This window comes from Acetobacter fabarum, assembly GCF_022483405.1.
Taxonomy (GTDB): Bacteria; Pseudomonadota; Alphaproteobacteria; order Acetobacterales; family Acetobacteraceae; genus Acetobacter; species Acetobacter fabarum.
In genome coordinates this window covers 2,673,936-2,690,405 of record NZ_JAKVNI010000001.1, presented here as the reverse complement: position 1 = coordinate 2,690,405, position 16,470 = coordinate 2,673,936, and the positions used below count along the sequence as shown (strand labels likewise).

Genomic DNA, 16,470 nt, shown 5'->3' with positions numbered 1-16,470 from the left:
AGAAACGGCCTAATTTGTCATACCGTCATTTCCCGCCATGGGGGCACATGGCAGGATTATGCATACATGGCCGTGTGCTGCCCTGCTGCGTTAGTGCTGTGTTGTGGCAAAACAATGTTTTTACTGCACCTGCCTGTAAACAGAGAGGCAGGGGTGCCAAAAGGTGCGGGTCGTGCCTCTTCCTTCCTGCGGCGGGATGATTTAAAGGCAAGAACGACTCATGCGGCGTTATGGCCTGTTGTGCTGGTGAGCCCAGCAGGCAAAGGCTTATCCCTTTAACCAGAATGGAACGCACTGGGTTTATGGTTGATTTAACAAGAATGAAGCGGAGCTGTGGAGTGCGCTTACGAGGAATTGCCGGGCTGACGCTAACTGCTGGCATGCTTGCCGGCTGCGCGACAACCGTGGGCCCTGTCCATGTCGGATCTCCCAATCCGTTTGGGTATCTCAAAAAATCTGCCGTGTGCAGCACGACCCCCATCAAGAAAGAGGCCGATGGCCAGCTTTCCACCACCATGACGGTCCGCTCCGATGACGGGCTGTGTGAGGTGCTGGTCTCCCAGCCTGATGGCAAGCCCTACCTGTCCTTTGGGGCTTCTCCTGCTCCCGAGCATGGCAAGGCGTTCCTGTACACGCTGGATAACGACACACACGTAACCTACACGCCCACACAGGGTTACGCAGGGCAGGACCGGTTTACGGTTATCCTTATCCCCGGCCCCGGCCAGCAGCGTACCCGCCTGACGGTTACCGCACAGGTTGATGCAACGGGTGTGTATATCCCCCACCCCGCAGTGACCGCGCCTGTGCCTGCTGCTGCGGAAAAGAAGGTGGTGACAAAGCGGGCTGCGCGCCCAGCCAAAGCAGCTACCAAGAACTGAGCAGATCCTCCGGATCAGCAAAAAAGCGGTGCCGCGTAAGCAGCACCGCTTTTTTTATGCCCGGACCAACCTTGTAACCAAAGGTCAGATGGAAAAGGTAATGGGCTCGCTTTGCGGGCGTTTGAGACCGGCATCCTCGGCCTGACGCACCAGTTCATCCAGCGTGGTCTGGCGCATCTGTTCTGTCAGCTTGGTGTCAAACCCGCTCCAACAGGGTTCAATAACCTTGTGGAAGAGAGGGCCTTGCGGGCCATCGCTGCCTTCGGGGTCATCGTTCAGAACGGCTTCAATAATATTGATCAGGGTTACATCCCGCCGGGGGCGGCCCAGCCGGTAGCCCCCACGCGGGCCGCGAATGCTCTCCAGCAGCCCTGAGCGTGAGAGTGCCTGAAGCAGCGGTTCAATCCCCCGGCGGGCCAGGCCGGAGCGCTCGGCAATATCGGCAGCACTTACCGCATTGGAGCGGCCTGCGTGGAAAGCAACGTCCAGCATGATGAGAACAGCGGTCATTGCTCTGTCACGACGAAGAATCATCGCAAGGTCCTTCCTGCTTGGCTTACGGTCTGGCGTATGATGTGCCAGCTTTGCTGTGTTGAGTGCTTATAGCAGGGGAATGGCTGTTTATCTACGTTGTAAATTCGTATTATAAGACAGTTGAACATTTAAACAGTTCAGGTAGGGACCAAATGCCATCAACAACGCACGATAACGAGGGTTACGGCTTTGCAGCGCCTCGTGGGAGAGTTTACGACTCGGTTTTGAATGTGGTGGGTGGAACCCCTCTGGTTGCCGTGCCGCGCATCATGCAGGAAGACAAGCTGACAAGCCGGGTTCTGCTCAAGCTGGAATTTTTTAACCCGCTCGGCTCGGTCAAGGACAGAATCGGCACAGCCATGGTGCTTGATGCCGAGCGCAGGGGTAAAATTACACCCGGCCGCACCCTGCTGGTGGAGCCCACATCGGGCAATACGGGCATCTCCTTGGCGTTTGTGGCCGCTGCACGGGGTTACAGGCTGATCGTGACCATGCCAGAAGGTGCTTCTATCGAGCGGCGGCGCATGGTGCGGCTGATGGATGCCCAGGTGGAACTGACCCCCGCCCGCCTTGGCATGGCAGGAGCCATTGCCCGCGCGAACGAAATTCTGGCCGAAACACCCGACGCGTGGATGCCCGACCAGTTTGACAACCCCGCAAACCCCGCCGTGCATGCCGCCACCACAGCAGAGGAAATCTGGGAAGATACGGCAGGTAAGGTCGATATTGTTGTTGCCGGTGTTGGTACGGGTGGAACCGCAACCGGGATTGCGGAATCGCTCAAGCCCCGGCGCAAGGGCATACAGGTTTTTGGTGTGGAACCGGCGGAAAGTGCCATCCTGAACGGGGATGAACCCGGCCCCCACGGTATTCAGGGCATTGGCCCGGGTTTTTGCCCGGCAACACTGCACCTTAAATCGCTTGATGGGGTGCTGACTGTCTCTGAGCGTGAGGCCATTGCGGCTGCCAGACGCTGCGCGCGGATTGATGGTATTCCCGTTGGTATTTCCTCCGGCGCTGCGCTGCATGCGGCTTTGCAGCTGGCCCATAAAAAGGAAAACGCAGGCAAGACCATTGTTGCCATAGCCCCCTCTTTTGCCGAGCGTTACCTCTCCACCTCCCTGTTCTCGGGGCTGTAAGCTCTTTCCGGCTTTGGCTATGTTGTTCTGGGTATAAAAAAGCCCGCCTCATATTGGGGCGGGCTTTTTTAAGGCAGGGGAAAAACCTGTCTGTTAGCGGAAGATAATTTCCACCCGGCGATTCTGGGCTTTCTTGGTATTGGGGGCCGCCTGCACCAGTGGGTGCGTGTCCCCATAACCATGAATATCAATGGTGGAGCCTGCAATGCCATCACGCATAAGCTCGGCCTTAACAACCGTTGCGCGGCGGATGGAGAGCTTCATGTTGTATTCTTCGCCCCCCTTCTGGCCCGGATGGGCAGAGGAGTTATCCGTATAGCCCGACACGGTAATACGGGTCAGGGCAACATGGGTAGCGGCCTGTGCTGCTTCGTTCACAATGGAACGTGCCCTGTCGGTCAGGTCGGCTTTGTCCCAGTCAAAGAAGATCAGATAGCTGCGTGCGGCCTGCGGAGCCGGGGCCGGGGTGTTGGCCACTGGCGGCGGTGGCGGGGGTGCGGGATTAAACTCATACCGCAGGCCCAGCATCATGGAATGGTTGAAGTCCGTTGCCGTCTTGTGGGTGCCGTTAAAGGTGGTGCTTCCGCCAATAACAGCTTGTGTACCCCCAATATCCCCCGTGGAGGTCACGCCATGGGACTGCGGGCCAAACATGGTCCAGAACCGGTATTCCGCCGTGGCAGACAGGCCGACAACCCAGGGAACGGGAAAGGACAGGCCAAAAATGCCCTGATAGGTGGCGTTGCCGTAAGTGCCACCCATACGCTGCATGGTGGTGCCACCCGAAGCATTATGCCCCACGAGCGATGCCGTGGTGGAGGTCCAGCCATAACCAACGCCAGCCCCGAAATAAGGGAACAGCCACGGTTTGCCTATATCAAGGTCAAACAGGGCATTAACCATAACGCCATAGGTCTGGCGGCGGCCATCCCCTTTTGTGGTCACGTTGCTGTTCACAAGGCGGTTATAGTCCATGCTGCGGTAGTTGCCTTCGACCTCAACACGAAAACCGTTGCCAAGCCCCCAGCCCACAGAGCCGATTCCAACCGCGCCAGCCTTCCAGCGGTCCCGACCGTCGGGGAAGTTGGGCGTGCTTCTGACGCGCTGATCCTGATTGAGGGTCCCGCCCCCTTCACCGGCAATATACAGGCCTTGAACAGGCTGCGCATGCGCTGAAACGGCGGACAGCAGGAGGCCAGCCGCAAGCGGCGCAGAAAGCAGCGTTTGCGCAAGCAGTATACGGCGCGGCTTCATGGTCTTCTCCCTGCTGTGGCAAAGGTTGTGCGATACATCACGTATGGCGTTGGATGGTACGAGGGCACACATGCCTGCCTTCTTTGCTGTAAAGTTGTGTATGACGCAACAGGCAGAAGCCAGAGTTTTCCCAAACTTGTGGATTTTATGCGTCATAAATACCGCAGGCGTGTGGGTTAAGCCACAATACCTACCTTTCTTGTCAGATCAGTATTGCTTCAAACGGAGGGCTGAAGTCCACGGTTTCAACCTCCAGCACCCACAGGTCCGGGTCGTATTTGAGCTGCCGGTCAACATAGGCCTGAATTTGTTCTGCGTTTACGGGTGTTGTGCCTGTGCCACGCATCCACGCGGCCTCTCCCTCGGGTGTGCGGGTCTGGGTGAGTACCACACCGTCTCCGTTACGGCCGAGTAATATTACCAGAATACCACCAGCATCCGGGTCGCCCCTGCGGAGCAGCATGGCCGAGCGGCCATCCAGCCCGGCCTGACGGATGAGTGCGCGCGCTACAAGGTCCGTGCGCAGGCGGGGGGGAGGGGTCATGTCATCCTTCATGGTGCAGCGGACATCTGGGGTACGGCGGCCACATCATCAGGAATGGCGGTAATGGCGGTTTTGTACCATGCGGGGTGGTTAATAAGGTCACGCGCAACGCTGATGTCGCGGTCATTGCCCAGTGCGGCAGGGCATGCCTTGCGAATGGCCAGAATACTGGGAACACTCAACGGGTAACGCGCCGCGCGGGAAGCCGTTATGGCCGCCTGATTGGCCAGTTTGCCACTGGCAAGCGTGTGGAGCGCGTGGTTTGTATCCGCCTCCCCCAGACTGGTGCAGATCTGGGGCATAACGCCCAGCCCCTGCAACGGCCAGTGCAGGGGGGCGATGACCCGGCTCCACGTGACAAACAGTTCGCCTTCATCGGGGAGCTGCGCCACGGTCTGCACCAGTCCCTTGCCCAGAGTTGCGCTGCCGATCACCACGGCGCGCCGGTGGTCGGCCAGAGCCGCTGCCAGAATTTCCGCAGCACTGGCGGTGCGGCCATCCACCAGAACGGCAATGGGCAGGCCGTTGGTCATATCCCCGCCCTGCACGGCCCAGATATGGTTGGATTGCGGGTCCCGCCCGCTGGTTACGGCGGCCACGCCGTGGTCAAGCAGCAAGGCTGCGGCGGTTACGGCCTGTTGCAGCACACCGCCCCGGTTGCCGCGCAGGTCAATAATCAGGCCGCGCAGGTTCTTGTCCTGTGTGGCCTGGTCCAGATACTGGCTCATCTCCTCCGCCGTATCGGAGGAAAAAGCGGTTACACGGAGCACCACAATAGGGCCGCTGGCAAAAGCAAATACGGTTTCTGGCGGCACTTTGGAGCGGCGTAGCGTAACCGTATGTGCGCGCCGCCGCCCGGGGGAGAGCAGACGCAGCACAAGGGCGCTGTCTTCTGGCCCACGAATCCAGTCCGTAACGGTGGCAATGGACTGCCCGGCGGTTAGTTGGCCGTTAACAGCTATGATCCGGTCCCCCGTATCAATTTCGGAAGTCCATGCCGGGCCGTTTGCATTAATGGCGGACACAACAATATGCTGCCCGCTCTGGGCCAGAGTAATGCCTGCATCGGCCTCCCCACCGGTGCGGGCCTCACGGTCCGTACTGGCGGAAGATGGCCCTATGTAGCGGGAGTAGGGGTCCAGATGGTTGAACAGTTCATCAAAAAAAGCCTGCAACAGATCATCCCGCTCGGCTGAACGCACAGCGGCGGAATGGGTACGGGCGGCTTCCAGAAAATCAGTGGCCAGTCTGGCCCAGTCATCCACGCTGTCCGCTGGTGGTGCCGGGCGGGAGAGCAGGGGCTGCGGGCCTGCAAGGAGCTGGATGTTTGTCCCGCGGGAATCGAAGGTGAGCGTAGGGTCCAGAGCCGTCAGGCAGCCCAGCCCCCACAGGGTAAAATCCCGGCTGCTATGGGGCTCAAGCGTACGGGGGCCTAAAAACTCCAGTGCCGTGGCAATGACCGAATGCACAAGTTGCATGTCCACCACAGGGGGGGGCGGGGGCGCGGGTACATCGGGCTGGGCTGGTGGAGCAGGTGCCGGGCTGGTGGGTGCAGGTCCGGCGGGAGCCTCAACTGCCGGGGCCGCGCTGGGGGCTGGGGCCGCGGGCTGGGGCGTTGCTGGCGGTGGGCTGGGCACAGGCCCGCCGCTGCTGCTTTGGGCATGCAGGGTGGCGGGCTGGCACAGGAGCAGAATGGCCAGCACAACGCCGGGCACAAGCAACTGGTGCTGCACTATGGCCCGGACATAACCGCGGAAGGGAAGTTCAGCGCGCATGGGTATGGGACGCCAGTACGGACACGCCACGCGCCGGGCAGGTTGCCAGCAGAACTGCCACAGGCAGTGCCCCGTTCTGGATAAGGGGCGTGTAGCGGGCGGCAATGCCACCGTACGGCGAGTCGTCATTCATCCTTGCGCAATCCGGAAAAGCAGACCACGGCAGCAAAGACGGAGTTCCTGTTTTCGTCAATCGCACGCAAAGGCCATGCCGTGTTGTTGTGGTGGCATGGATGTTCACGTTTTGCCCTATGTCGGGAACCAGAAAGGCCGCCGCCAGCCGATTTTGGCAGTCCTGAACGCTTTTTCCGGCCCGGCGCTCGGTAAAATTAAGGTGGGACACCAATGCATGATCCTGCTCCCATGGTGGCGCGCAGGCCACAGATGGAGTGCCCTCCTGCCGGGGATTTTGCTCCATGCACCAAGCACTTATGGCTCTGTGTACCAGCAGGTCGGCATAGCGGCGGATGGGGCTGGTAAAATGGGTGTATAATGGCAGGCCAAGCCCGTTATGGCGGCCAGCTACGGCACTGTAGCGTGCTGCCGGGCGTGGCTGTGTGGCCGTAGGGGCGGGATGCACCCGAAACGGAACCGCAAGCCGGTTTTTATACGCAATCCGGGCAGCGAGCGTGTTTGCCGCGATCATGAAACTGGCAACCAGATCATGGGTTGCAAGGCGCTCGCGCGGTAAAAAGGCAGCAGGCTGCCCGTCGGGGTGGAAGGTAACGACCCAGGCATCTTCATCCAAACGCATGGCATTGCGTTTGGTTGCATCGTTATTGAGCGCACTACTCGCGGCCATAAGGGTTTGCAGCAATGTTGCCGGCAGGGTGTGTATGGGGTGGGCCGGGGGCAGGGGTTTGCCGTCCAGCGCGCTTTGTGCATCGCGGTAGCTCAGCCGGGCTGCGCTGCGCATGATCCCGCGCCTGATTGTTCCATCCTGCATATGGCCGTCATGGGTGATGAGAATATCGGCAAACAGGCAGAGCCGGTCCTGCCCGGGCAGGAGCGAACACGCATTGGCCGACAGGTCCAGTGGCAGCATGGGTATGGTCTGGTCGGGCAGGTAAATGGAGGTGCCCCGTAAGCGGGCCTCCTCATCCAGCGCCGAACCGGCTGGCACGTAGTGGCTGACATCGGCAATAGCGATGACAAGGTGAAAACCCGTGTCTGTCGGCTCTGCCCATATGGCGTCGTCATAATCCTGTGCGGTTTCGTCATCCAGCGTAACCAGCGGGAGAGCGCGCAGGTCGTGCCGGTCGGCTGGGGCGGGCTGGTTGTGCAGGGCTGTGGCCTGTGCGGCTCCGCGCGCGGCCTCCTGCTCCGCTGCTGCGGAAAAACGGGTGGGAATGGCGTGTGTCAGCAGGCTGAGCGCGCTGGCCATGCCTGCGGTATCTGCCCGGCCGTAAGGGGTGGGGGTATCCACCGCCAGTGTGCCATCTGGCATGGAGCGCAAGGTCGCCAGAACAACCTCCCCCGGTTCGGGCAGGGCATGCTGCTCTGGTGTGGCCAGCGCGAACGTGCCTGCAATCTGCGGGTTACAGGCCCATAACCGTTCCACTGGCGCGCCATCCTCCCCAAGTGCGCGGGAAAAGGAGAGGCTCTCCCCCGTTCTGGCCAGTACACGTTCGGCGCGGGCCTCCCTGCGGCGGGCACCGCAGGCGGGGCGCAGGCGGGCCAGAACCAGATCACCGGGTAAGGGGAGGTGCAGGTCGGGGGCGCGGGTGTTGAGAACAACAGGCGTTGCCGCGGGGTCATCGGCCAGTATGCCGCAGGGGGTACCGTCGGGGCGGATATGGGTTATGCGCGCCCGTGCGGTTTCTGGCAGCCCGATGGAGGTTTTCAGGCGTCCTGCGGGCAGGTCAAGCAGGCTGCCATCCAGCGCCATGGTGTGCAGTATGGCCTTCAGGCGTGCCTTGTCGCGGATCGGGCGGTCAAATGCGCGCAAAATGTCGCTCAGCCCAACGGGGGTAACCCCGCCAAGCAGGAAGGCCCGAAGTGCTGCGCTGGAAGGAAGGGCAGCAACTTCAGACCTGCCAGACATGGGTTATTCAGCCTTTTTTTTGCGCGTTGTCGTGGTGGCCTTGCGGGCCTTGGGTTTGGCTGGTGCGGCTTCGCCTTCCGGTGTGGCGGCGGCTTTGGCCTTTGTGGTTTTGGTCGTACTCTTGGTGGCCGTTTTGGTGCCAGTTTTGGCCGGTGTTTTTGTGGTGGCCTTGGCAGTTGTGGTTTTTGTGGCCGCTTTTTTCTTGGCTGGGGCTTTTTTGGCTCCGGCCTTGGCCTTGAGCGGCTTGCCCTTGTCTGCCAGCAGGGCCACGGCTTCGTCCAGAGTGACCTCGTCCATATCCGTGCCGCGTGGCAGGGTGGCAACCACCTGCCCGTGCTGGGCATATGGCCCAAACCGGCCCTTGCGCACCATAACCGGCTCGCCATCCTTGGGGTGGTTGCCCAGATTGCGGATGGAAGCCAGTTTTTTGGCCAGCGCATCAACCGCCCGGTTCAGCCCCACGGTCAGGACATCATCATCCTTGTCGAGCGAGCCATAAACCGCACCCATTTTGACGTATGGCCCAAACCGGCCCAGACCGGCCTCTATCGGCTCGCCCGTTTCAGGGTGCAGGCCCACAAGGCGGGGGAGGGAGAGCAGGCCAACCGCCTGATCCAGCGTTATGCTGGCGCCATCCATTCCTTTGGGCAGGGATGCGCGGCGGGGCTTGGCTTTTTTGTCCGCCGGGTCGGGTTCGCCCTGCTGCACATACAGGCCCCACGGGCCTTGCCGCACTGTAATATCCTCGCCGGTTTGCGGGTGCTGGCCCAGCAGGCGCATACCGTCCTTGAGCGTGCTGCTGCCATCGCCATCTTCAGCGCTTTCGGCTGTCAGCCGGCGGGTAAACTGGCATTCGGGGTAGTTAGAGCAGCCAATAAACGCCCCATAACGCCCCAGCTTAAGGCCAAGCCGCCCCGTACCACATGCAGCGCAATGCCTCGGGTCCGAGCCATCTGCACGGGGGGGGAAGAAGAAGGGGCCAAGGTCCTTGTCCAGTGCGTTCAGCACATCGGTAATGGTCAGTTCCTTGGTGTCGCCCACCGCCTTGGAAAAGTCATGCCAGAAGGAGGCCAGAACTTCCTTCCACTGGGCCTGACCGTCCGAAATATCATCCAGCAGTTCTTCCAGACTGGCCGTAAAGCCCGTGTCCACATACCGCTCGAAAAAGGAAACAAGGAATGCAGTTACCAGCCGCCCACGGGCTTCGGGCACAAAGCGCCGGTTTTCCAGCTGAACGTAACTGCGGTCCTGGAGCACGGTCAGGATGGATGCGTAGGTAGAGGGCCGACCAATGCCCAGCTCTTCCATTTTCTTGACCAGAGATGCCTCGGAATAGCGCGGGGGCGGCTGGGTGAAGTGCTGCTCTGCCTCTACGTCTTCACGCCTGAGGGGGTCTTTCTCATGCATGGGCGGGAGCATGCGGGACTCATCATCCGCCGCAGCTTTTTCGGTATCATCACGGCCTTCGCGGTAGAGTTTGAGAAAACCGTCAAAGGTAATGATCGAGCCATTGGCGCGCAGCACGGTCTGGGCGGAGGGGCCGGCAATATCTACTGCTACCTGATCCAGCGTTGCCGATTCCATCTGGCTGGCTACGGCGCGCTTCCACACCAGTTCGTACAGGCGGCGCTGATCGTTGTTGAGGTAGCGCGCCATGGATTCGGGGGTGCGGGAAATATCCGTGGGGCGAATGGCCTCATGCGCTTCCTGCGCGTTCTTGGCCTTGGATGTGTAATGGCGTGGCTGGGCGGGCACGTAGTCCGCGCCAATCTTGCTGCCAATATGCCCGCGAATGGCGTGGATGGCTTCCTGCGCCATGGTTACACCATCGGTTCGCATATAGGTGATCAGGCCGACGGTTTCCCCCCCCAGTTCCATGCCTTCATAGAGCTGCTGGGCGGTACGCATGGTGGTCTGGGCACTCATGCCCAGCTTGCGCGATGCCTCCTGCTGCAAGGTGGAGGTGGTAAAGGGTGGCTGCGGGTTGCGCCGGACCTTGCGCCGCTCAATGGAGCGGACACTCAGTTCCTCGGCTTCCACCGCGCGTTTGGCGGCTTCGGCCTGCTCGGCATTGCCAAGGTCAAACTGGTCGAGCTTTTTGCCGTTCAGGTGCGTCAGGCGTGCGGTAAAGGGTGCGTTGCCCGGCGTGAGCAGGGACGCGGTTACACTCCAGTATTCCCGCGGCTTAAACACCTCGATCTCGGCCTCACGCTCGCAGATCAGGCGCAGGGCAACGGATTGCACCCGGCCAGCACTGCGCGAGCCGGGCAGCTTGCGCCACAGAACGGGAGAGAGGGTAAAGCCTACCAGATAATCCAGCGCGCGGCGGGCCAGATAAGCCTCGATCAGCGGCAGATCAAGCTCGCGGGGGTGAGCCATGGCGTGCTTGATGGCGCTTTTGGTAATTTCGTTAAACGTGACACGCTGCACGTCCACGCCTTTGAGCGCGTTGCGCTCCTCCAGCATGGCGCGCACATGCCACGAAATGGCTTCCCCTTCCCGGTCCGGGTCAGTGGCGAGGTAGAGGTGCTTGGCACCCTTGAGCGCCTTGATAATGGCAGCAACCTGCTTTGTGCCGCGTTCATCGGCCTGCCACTTCATGGCAAAGCCGTCATCAGGCAGGACGGACCCATCTTTGGGGGGGAGGTCGCGCACATGTCCAAACGATGCAAGCACCGTGTAGCCATCGCCCAGATATTTGTTGATCGTTTTAGCCTTGGCTGGGCTCTCGACCACAACAACGTCAGTCATACTCTCTCCGACCTGCCCGGAAGCAGCACTTACCTACTCGTTTCTGCCTGCCCGTTAGTTAGCCCAACGCGACCATCCTGATAGGTGGTCACCTGACCTGACAGCTCAAGCTGGGTGAGCGCGGCCAGAACGACAGAAGCCGAGAACTGGCAGCGCCTTATAAGATCGTCAACAGCTATGGGTGTAAAGGACAGAAGATCAAGCAGCTGTCTGGCAGGGGTGGGTGCTGCATGCTGCTGTGCTGGCAAGGTCGGTGCTGTGTGCACAAGGCTTTGTTTTTGCTGTGAATTTTTAAAATCCTTCCACTCCGTGCCTGTGGTGGCGGAGGGGGGAAGAGATGCAAACAGGTCAGGCGTGGATTTTGTGCGGCTCAGGGCCAAAGGCGGGTTCTGGGGTGGAGTTACGGCAATATGGGGCAGAATATCGGACACACGCTCAACCAGAATGGCCCCCTTGCGCAGCAGATCATTGCTGCCTCTGCACCTTGGGTCCAGCGGGGAGCCGGGCACGGCAAAGACCTCCCGCCCGTAATCGGCGGCCATGCGTGCCGTAATCAGCGTGCCAGAATGGGGGGCTGCCTCCACCACCACACAGCCAAGGGCCAGCCCTGCAATAAGCCTGTTCCGGCGCGGAAAATGGCGGCCTTGCGGGGCGGTGCCAAGGGGAGCCTCGGTAACAACTGCGCCCATTTGGGCAATGCGTGCCTGCAAATCGGTGTTCTGGGGTGGGTAGGGGCAGTCCAGCCCGCCTGCTATGGCGGCAACGGTCAGGCCCTGTTTGTAAAGCGCGCCATGATGGGCGGCACTGTCTATCCCCCGTGCCAGACCGGAAATAACGGTCAGGCCGGAGTCGGCTATCTCCGTGGCCAGACTTTCGGCCAGCCGCAACCCCTGGGCCGAGGCATTGCGCGCCCCGACAATGCCAACGCCCGGCTGGCTCAGGCAGGCGGGGTCGCCCAGAATGCTCAGTACGGGTGGGGCATCGGGAATATGCCGCAAAAGGGGTGGGTAGTGCGGGTCCAGCAGGGTCAGGAACTGCCCGCCGAGGGCCAGCGTGTTCTCAATTTCGCGCTCAATGCTGTCCCGCGGGGGAATGCTGGGGCGTGTGCGCCCTCTGGAGGGCAGACCCGGCAGGGCATACAGTGCCGCCTCTGGCGTGCCATACTGCGCGACCAGCCGCTGCCATGTGCGCGGGCCAACCTGTTCGGTCCGCGCAAGGCGCAGGGCAGCATACAGGCTGCTCATGCGAAAGGGTGGAGCAACCGGCGCAAAGGCCGGTCAGTCCTTTTTCTGACCAATGCGGGACTCGGTCCCCCGCAGGATACGGGCAATGTTTTCATGATGGCGGGCAATGACCAGCAGGCTGATCAGCAGCGTTGCCATGGGCTTTGGGCTGGCCTGAAAGGAAAACCCATACAGGGCCAGAATAACAACGGGCATGACCACAAAGGCAGCCAACGCCCCGGCGGAGGAAATGCGGGAGAGCTTGGCAACCCCTAGCCACACGGCACATCCGACCAGCCCGGTAATGGGGGAGAGGGCAAGCAGTGCCCCCAGCCCCGTGGCCACGCCCTTGCCCCCCCGAAAGCCCAGAAAAACGGGGAAACAGTGCCCCACCACCGCCGCAAGGGCCGCAAGAGATGCGGTGTGGTCGGAATAATCGGGTGAGGTCATGACCCATGCGATCAGAACCGCCAGAAACCCCTTGCCAGCATCCAGCCCCAGCGTTGCAGCGGCAAGGTCCTTGCGGCCGGTGCGCAGTACGTTGGTCGCGCCAATATTGCCCGAGCCGATGCTGCGTAAATCCCCCGCACCGCCAAGATTGGTCAGGATCAGCCCGAACGGAACACTCCCCAGTGCGTAACCCATGAACGCCATGGCCGCCATAAGCCACAGCACGTAGGAGGGAAGCTGCCCGCTCATGCCGCGTCTGCCTCATAAACGCGCTGGCCAGCCTTCCATGTGCCCAGTACGCGGCCTTCCAGCGGACGGCGGTCAAATGGAGTGTTCTGCGCACGACCGGGGAGCTTGCCGGCTGTTACCAGCCAACTCTGCTCTGGGGCAAACAGGCACAGGTCGGCCATGGCCCCTACGGCCAGTGTTCCGGCTTCCACGCCCAGCAGGCTGGCGGGGCGGTAGGTCAGCAGGCCAAGGGCCTGTGGCAGACCCAGCGTGCCATCATGCACACGCGCAAGGGTTACGCCCAGCAGCGTCACCATGCCCGTGCCCCCGGTAGCGGCCTGCGCAAAGGGTAGGCGCTTGTCATCCGCATCCCGCGGGTGGTGGTCGGAGGCAATGGCGTCAATCGTACCATCGGCCAGCCCGGCACATACGGCCAGCCGGTCTTCCTCACTTCGCAGGGGGGGGGAGAACTTGGCGTAGGTTCTGAAATCGCCAATCGCGTTTTCGTTCAGGTCAAAATAGGGGGGGGCTGTATCGCATGTCACGTTCAGCCCGCGCGCCTTGGCCTGACGGATCAGGTCCAGCCCTTCTCCCGTGGAGACATGGCCAAAATGCAGGCGTCCCCCGGTCAGTTCCGCCAGACGGATGTCCCGCGCGATCATGATCGATTCGGCCGCCGTGGGAATGCCCGCAAGCCCAAGGCGGGTGGCCAGTGCGCCAGATGTGGCACACCCTGACCCGGCAAGGGATGGGTCTTCGGGGTGCTGCACCACCATGGCGTTAAACCCGCTGGCATAGGCCAGAGCAAGCCGCATAAGGCGGGAAGGGTCTATGGCGCGGTTACCATCGGTAAAGGCCACGGCTCCGGCTTCGTGTAGCAGGCCGATTTCGGCCAGTTCCTTGCCTTCGCACCCTTTGGTCAGGGCCCCATAGGGCAGAATGGTTACAGCCCCGGTTTCCTCCCCCCGGGCGCGGAGCATCCGGACCAGAGCTGGGTTATCTATGGCGGGTTTGCAGGTGGGGAGTACTGCAATGGTGGTAATCCCCCCGGCAGAGGCAGCACGGGTGGCGGAGGCTATGGTCTCACGGTATTCGTAGCCGGGTTCACCAATTTCCACGCGCATGTCCACAAGACCGGGGCAGAGCACGGCACCTTGCCCATCCACATGGGCGGCACCTTCTGGCCTGCCTTCTGCACCGGGTTTGTCTATGCCGGCTATCTGCCCGTCGCGCACAAGCAGGCGTCCGGGCTGGTCCAGCCCGGAGGCAGGGTCGATCAGGCGGACATTTTCAAAAACAACGGTGGTCATGGCGTTTGCCTGCTGCGTGTAAGGCGGTCCAGAACGGCCATGCGTACGGCCACACCCATTTCCACCTGTTCCTGAATAACGCTCTGGTCGGAATCGGCAACGGAGCTGTCAATTTCCACGCCCCGGTTCATGGGGCCGGGGTGCATGACCAGCGCGTTTTTGTGCGCCAGATCCAGCCGCCTGCGGTCCAGACCAAAAAAGCGGAAGTATTCGCGCGCGCTGGGAATAAGCCCGGAGGACATGCGCTCGCGCTGCAGGCGCAGCATCATCACCACATCCACATCGCGCAGGCCGTCTTCCATGCTGTGGTGGATGTCCACCCCAAGCTGGCCAAGGTTGCCCGGCACCAGTGTGGGCGGGCCTACAAGGCGCACGGAACTGCCCATTGTGGTGAGCAGATGAATATTGGAGCGCGCCACGCGGGAATGGGCGACATCCCCACAGATGGCGACTTTAAGCCCCCCCAGAGTGCCATGGTGGCGGCGGATGGTCAGCGCATCCAGCAAAGCCTGCGTGGGGTGCTCGTGCATGCCATCGCCCGCATTCACGACCGAGGCTTCCACCTTGCGCGCCAGTAGGGCGGGCGCACCGGACTGGGAGTGGCGGACCACCAGCAGGTCCGTGCGCATGGCATTAAGGGTGGCTGCGGTGTCCAGCAGGGTTTCCCCCTTGTTCACCGAGGACTGGGCGACGGACATGTTGATCACGTCCGCCCCCAGCCGCTTGCCTGCCAGTTCGAAGGAGGTACGCGTGCGCGTACTGTCTTCAAAAAACAGGTTGATCAAGGTGCGCCCGCGCAGCACATCGCGCGGGACCTTGCGGGAGCGGTTGAGCAGGGCATAGCTCTCGGCCAGATCCAGCAGCGGCTCGATCTGGTCTGGCGTCATGCCCTCCAGCCCGAGCAGATGCCGGGTGTGGCGGCCGGGAAAGCTAGCCATGCAGAACGGCTCCTATTCTGGCCAGTGTTTCATCCCGGCCGAGTGCCTGCAACGTGGCATCAATCCCGGGGGAGGAGTTGGAGCCGGTTACGGCCGCGCGCAGTGGCTGGGCAACCTGACCAAGCTTGTGGCCACCACGCTCGGCAAAGGCGCGCAGGGCGGCATCTATGTTTTCGGGGCTGAAGGGTTCCACCACGGCCAGATCCCGCGCCAGTTCACCCAGCAGGGCGCGGCCTTCGGGGGTGAGCAGCTTTTCGGCCTTGGCGTTCATGGGCAGGGGCACATGGCGGCCAAGGAAGGCGGCGTTCTCGGTCAGTTCAACCAGTGTGCGTGCGCGTTCCTTAAGGCCGGGCATAAGGGACAGCACACGGGCACGGGTGGTTTCGTCCACATTAACGCCTTCAACTTTTTTCAGGCGTTCCATAACGTCATCCGTCAGGCGCACGTCATCCGCCTGCCGCAGCCATACGGCGTTGATGTGGTCGAGCTTGGCGTAATCCATGCGCGAGGGCGCACGGCCCACACCATCAATGTCGAACAGCTTGATCTGTTCTTCGCGCGAGAGGATTTCCGCATCCCCATGCCCCCAGCCCAGACGGAGCAGGTAGTTGCAAAGGGCTTCGGGCAGGTAGCCCATGTCGCGGAATTCCACCACGGACTGCGCGCCATGGCGTTTGGAAAGCTTGGCGCCATCGGGGCCATGAATAAGCGGCAGATGGCCAAAGCGCGGCAGGTCCCAGCCCATGGCGCGGTAGATCATGGCCTGGCGGAAGGTGTTGGTCAGGTGGTCATCACCACGGATCACGTGGGTAATGGCCATGTCGTGGTCATCCACCACCACGGCGTGCTGGTAGGTGGGGGTGCCATCGGAACGCAGGATGATCATGTCATCCAGCTCCACATTGGCCACGCGGACTTCGCCCTGCACCAGATCATCAATAACCGCATCCCCTTCACGCGGGGCCTTGATGCGGATGGCGTAGGGGGCACCTGCGGGCGCGTCTGCCGGGTCGCGGTCGCGCCACAGGCCGTTATAGCGCGGGGGCAGGCCATTTTTTGTGGCGTCTTCGCGCATCTGCTTGAGTTCTTCTGGCGTGCAGTAGCACTTGTAGGCCAGACCTTTTTCAAGCAGTTCCAGTGCAACCTCGCGGTGGCGTGCCTCCCGCGAGGACTGGAAGACGGGTTCCTCATCCGGCGTAATGCCCATCCAGTCCAGACCCGCAAAAATAACATCTACGGCCTGTTGGGTGGAGCGTTCGCGGTCGGTATCTTCAATACGCAGGAGGAATTGACCGCCATGGTGACGGGCAAAGAGGAAGTTGAACAGGGCTGCGCGGGCGTTGCCAATATGCAGCAGGCCTGTCGGACTCGGAGCAAAGCGTGTGCGGATGGTCGTCAT

13 protein-coding genes are annotated in these 16,470 nt (G+C 61.5%); 2 read left to right on the top strand and 11 right to left on the bottom strand.

Annotated elements, in window-relative coordinates:
- The first annotated feature begins 338 nt into the window (after positions 1 to 338).
- Positions 339 to 881: an Ig-like domain-containing protein gene (locus LKE65_RS12510; protein WP_095349050.1), complete on the top strand. Its 543-nt coding sequence runs from the start codon at positions 339 to 341 to the stop codon at positions 879 to 881.
- 84 nt (positions 882 to 965) lie between these two features.
- Here LKE65_RS12510 and LKE65_RS12505 read toward each other — a convergent pair whose 3' ends face one another.
- Positions 966 to 1,415, bottom strand: a complete 450-nt coding sequence (locus LKE65_RS12505; RefSeq protein ID WP_086645274.1) for an RrF2 family transcriptional regulator — start codon at positions 1,413 to 1,415, stop codon at positions 966 to 968.
- 152 nt (positions 1,416 to 1,567) lie between these two features.
- Here LKE65_RS12505 and cysK point away from each other — a divergent pair, with 152 nt between their 5' ends.
- Positions 1,568 to 2,554, top strand: a complete 987-nt coding sequence (gene cysK, locus LKE65_RS12500) for a cysteine synthase A (protein WP_086645275.1) — start codon at positions 1,568 to 1,570, stop codon at positions 2,552 to 2,554.
- A gap of 93 nt (positions 2,555 to 2,647) precedes the next feature.
- On the opposite strand, the gene LKE65_RS12495 is transcribed toward cysK, so the two are convergent.
- From LKE65_RS12495 to gltX, 10 genes are all read right to left on the bottom strand, one after another.
- Positions 2,648 to 3,880, bottom strand: a complete 1,233-nt coding sequence (locus tag LKE65_RS12495) for an OmpA family protein (protein ID WP_278741573.1) — start codon at positions 3,878 to 3,880, stop codon at positions 2,648 to 2,650.
- A gap of 130 nt (positions 3,881 to 4,010) precedes the next feature.
- Positions 4,011 to 4,352 (bottom strand): DUF1491 family protein, encoded by a 342-nt coding sequence (locus tag LKE65_RS12490; RefSeq protein WP_086645387.1) that lies wholly within the window; start codon positions 4,350 to 4,352, stop codon positions 4,011 to 4,013.
- 8 nt (positions 4,353 to 4,360) lie between these two features.
- A complete protein-coding gene (locus LKE65_RS12485) occupies positions 4,361 to 6,127 on the bottom strand; it encodes a S41 family peptidase (protein WP_278741571.1) in 1,767 nt (588 codons plus the stop codon).
- Positions 6,117 to 8,171: an RNB domain-containing ribonuclease gene (locus tag LKE65_RS12480; RefSeq protein WP_278741570.1), complete on the bottom strand. Its 2,055-nt coding sequence runs from the start codon at positions 8,169 to 8,171 to the stop codon at positions 6,117 to 6,119. Before LKE65_RS12480 ends, LKE65_RS12485 begins: the two co-directional genes overlap by 11 nt.
- A gap of 3 nt (positions 8,172 to 8,174) precedes the next feature.
- Positions 8,175 to 10,922, bottom strand: a complete 2,748-nt coding sequence (topA, locus tag LKE65_RS12475) for a type I DNA topoisomerase (protein WP_278741569.1) — start codon at positions 10,920 to 10,922, stop codon at positions 8,175 to 8,177.
- 29 nt (positions 10,923 to 10,951) lie between these two features.
- The gene (gene dprA / locus LKE65_RS12470; RefSeq protein ID WP_278741568.1) at positions 10,952 to 12,166 is read right to left on the bottom strand and encodes a DNA-processing protein DprA; all 1,215 of its coding nucleotides are present in this window, start codon (positions 12,164 to 12,166) and stop codon (positions 10,952 to 10,954) included.
- A 33-nt stretch (positions 12,167 to 12,199) separates the two neighbouring features.
- Positions 12,200 to 12,844 (bottom strand): glycerol-3-phosphate 1-O-acyltransferase PlsY, encoded by a 645-nt coding sequence (gene plsY, locus LKE65_RS12465; protein WP_095349045.1) that lies wholly within the window; start codon positions 12,842 to 12,844, stop codon positions 12,200 to 12,202.
- Complete coding sequence (locus LKE65_RS12460; protein WP_086645282.1) at positions 12,841 to 14,133, bottom strand: dihydroorotase; 1,293 nt, start codon at positions 14,131 to 14,133, stop codon at positions 12,841 to 12,843. Before LKE65_RS12460 ends, plsY begins: the two co-directional genes overlap by 4 nt.
- Entirely contained in the window at positions 14,130 to 15,071 is a 942-nt protein-coding gene (locus LKE65_RS12455) for an aspartate carbamoyltransferase catalytic subunit (protein WP_025827260.1), read from the bottom strand. The genes LKE65_RS12460 and LKE65_RS12455 overlap by 4 nt, the downstream gene beginning before the upstream one ends.
- A complete protein-coding gene (gene gltX / locus LKE65_RS12450; RefSeq protein ID WP_095349043.1) occupies positions 15,064 to 16,470 on the bottom strand; it encodes a glutamate--tRNA ligase in 1,407 nt (468 codons plus the stop codon). Before gltX ends, LKE65_RS12455 begins: the two co-directional genes overlap by 8 nt.

Coding starts and splice junctions, on each gene's coding strand:
- LKE65_RS12505 (WP_086645274.1), bottom strand. CDS start 1,415: ATGATTCTTCGTCGTGACAGAGCAATGACCGCTGTTCTCATCATGCTG.
- cysK (WP_086645275.1), top strand. CDS start 1,568: ATGCCATCAACAACGCACGATAACGAGGGTTACGGCTTTGCAGCGCCT.
- LKE65_RS12495 (WP_278741573.1), bottom strand. CDS start 3,880: ATGTGTGCCCTCGTACCATCCAACGCCATACGTGATGTATCGCACAAC.
- LKE65_RS12490 (WP_086645387.1), bottom strand. CDS start 4,352: ATGACCCCTCCCCCCCGCCTGCGCACGGACCTTGTAGCGCGCGCACTC.
- LKE65_RS12485 (WP_278741571.1), bottom strand. CDS start 6,127: ATGCGCGCTGAACTTCCCTTCCGCGGTTATGTCCGGGCCATAGTGCAG.
- LKE65_RS12480 (WP_278741570.1), bottom strand. CDS start 8,171: ATGTCTGGCAGGTCTGAAGTTGCTGCCCTTCCTTCCAGCGCAGCACTT.
- topA (WP_278741569.1), bottom strand. CDS start 10,922: ATGACTGACGTTGTTGTGGTCGAGAGCCCAGCCAAGGCTAAAACGATC.
- dprA (WP_278741568.1), bottom strand. CDS start 12,166: ATGAGCAGCCTGTATGCTGCCCTGCGCCTTGCGCGGACCGAACAGGTT.
- plsY (WP_095349045.1), bottom strand. CDS start 12,844: ATGAGCGGGCAGCTTCCCTCCTACGTGCTGTGGCTTATGGCGGCCATG.
- LKE65_RS12460 (WP_086645282.1), bottom strand. CDS start 14,133: ATGACCACCGTTGTTTTTGAAAATGTCCGCCTGATCGACCCTGCCTCC.
- LKE65_RS12455 (WP_025827260.1), bottom strand. CDS start 15,071: ATGGCTAGCTTTCCCGGCCGCCACACCCGGCATCTGCTCGGGCTGGAG.
- gltX (WP_095349043.1), bottom strand. CDS start 16,470: ATGACGACCATCCGCACACGCTTTGCTCCGAGTCCGACAGGCCTGCTG.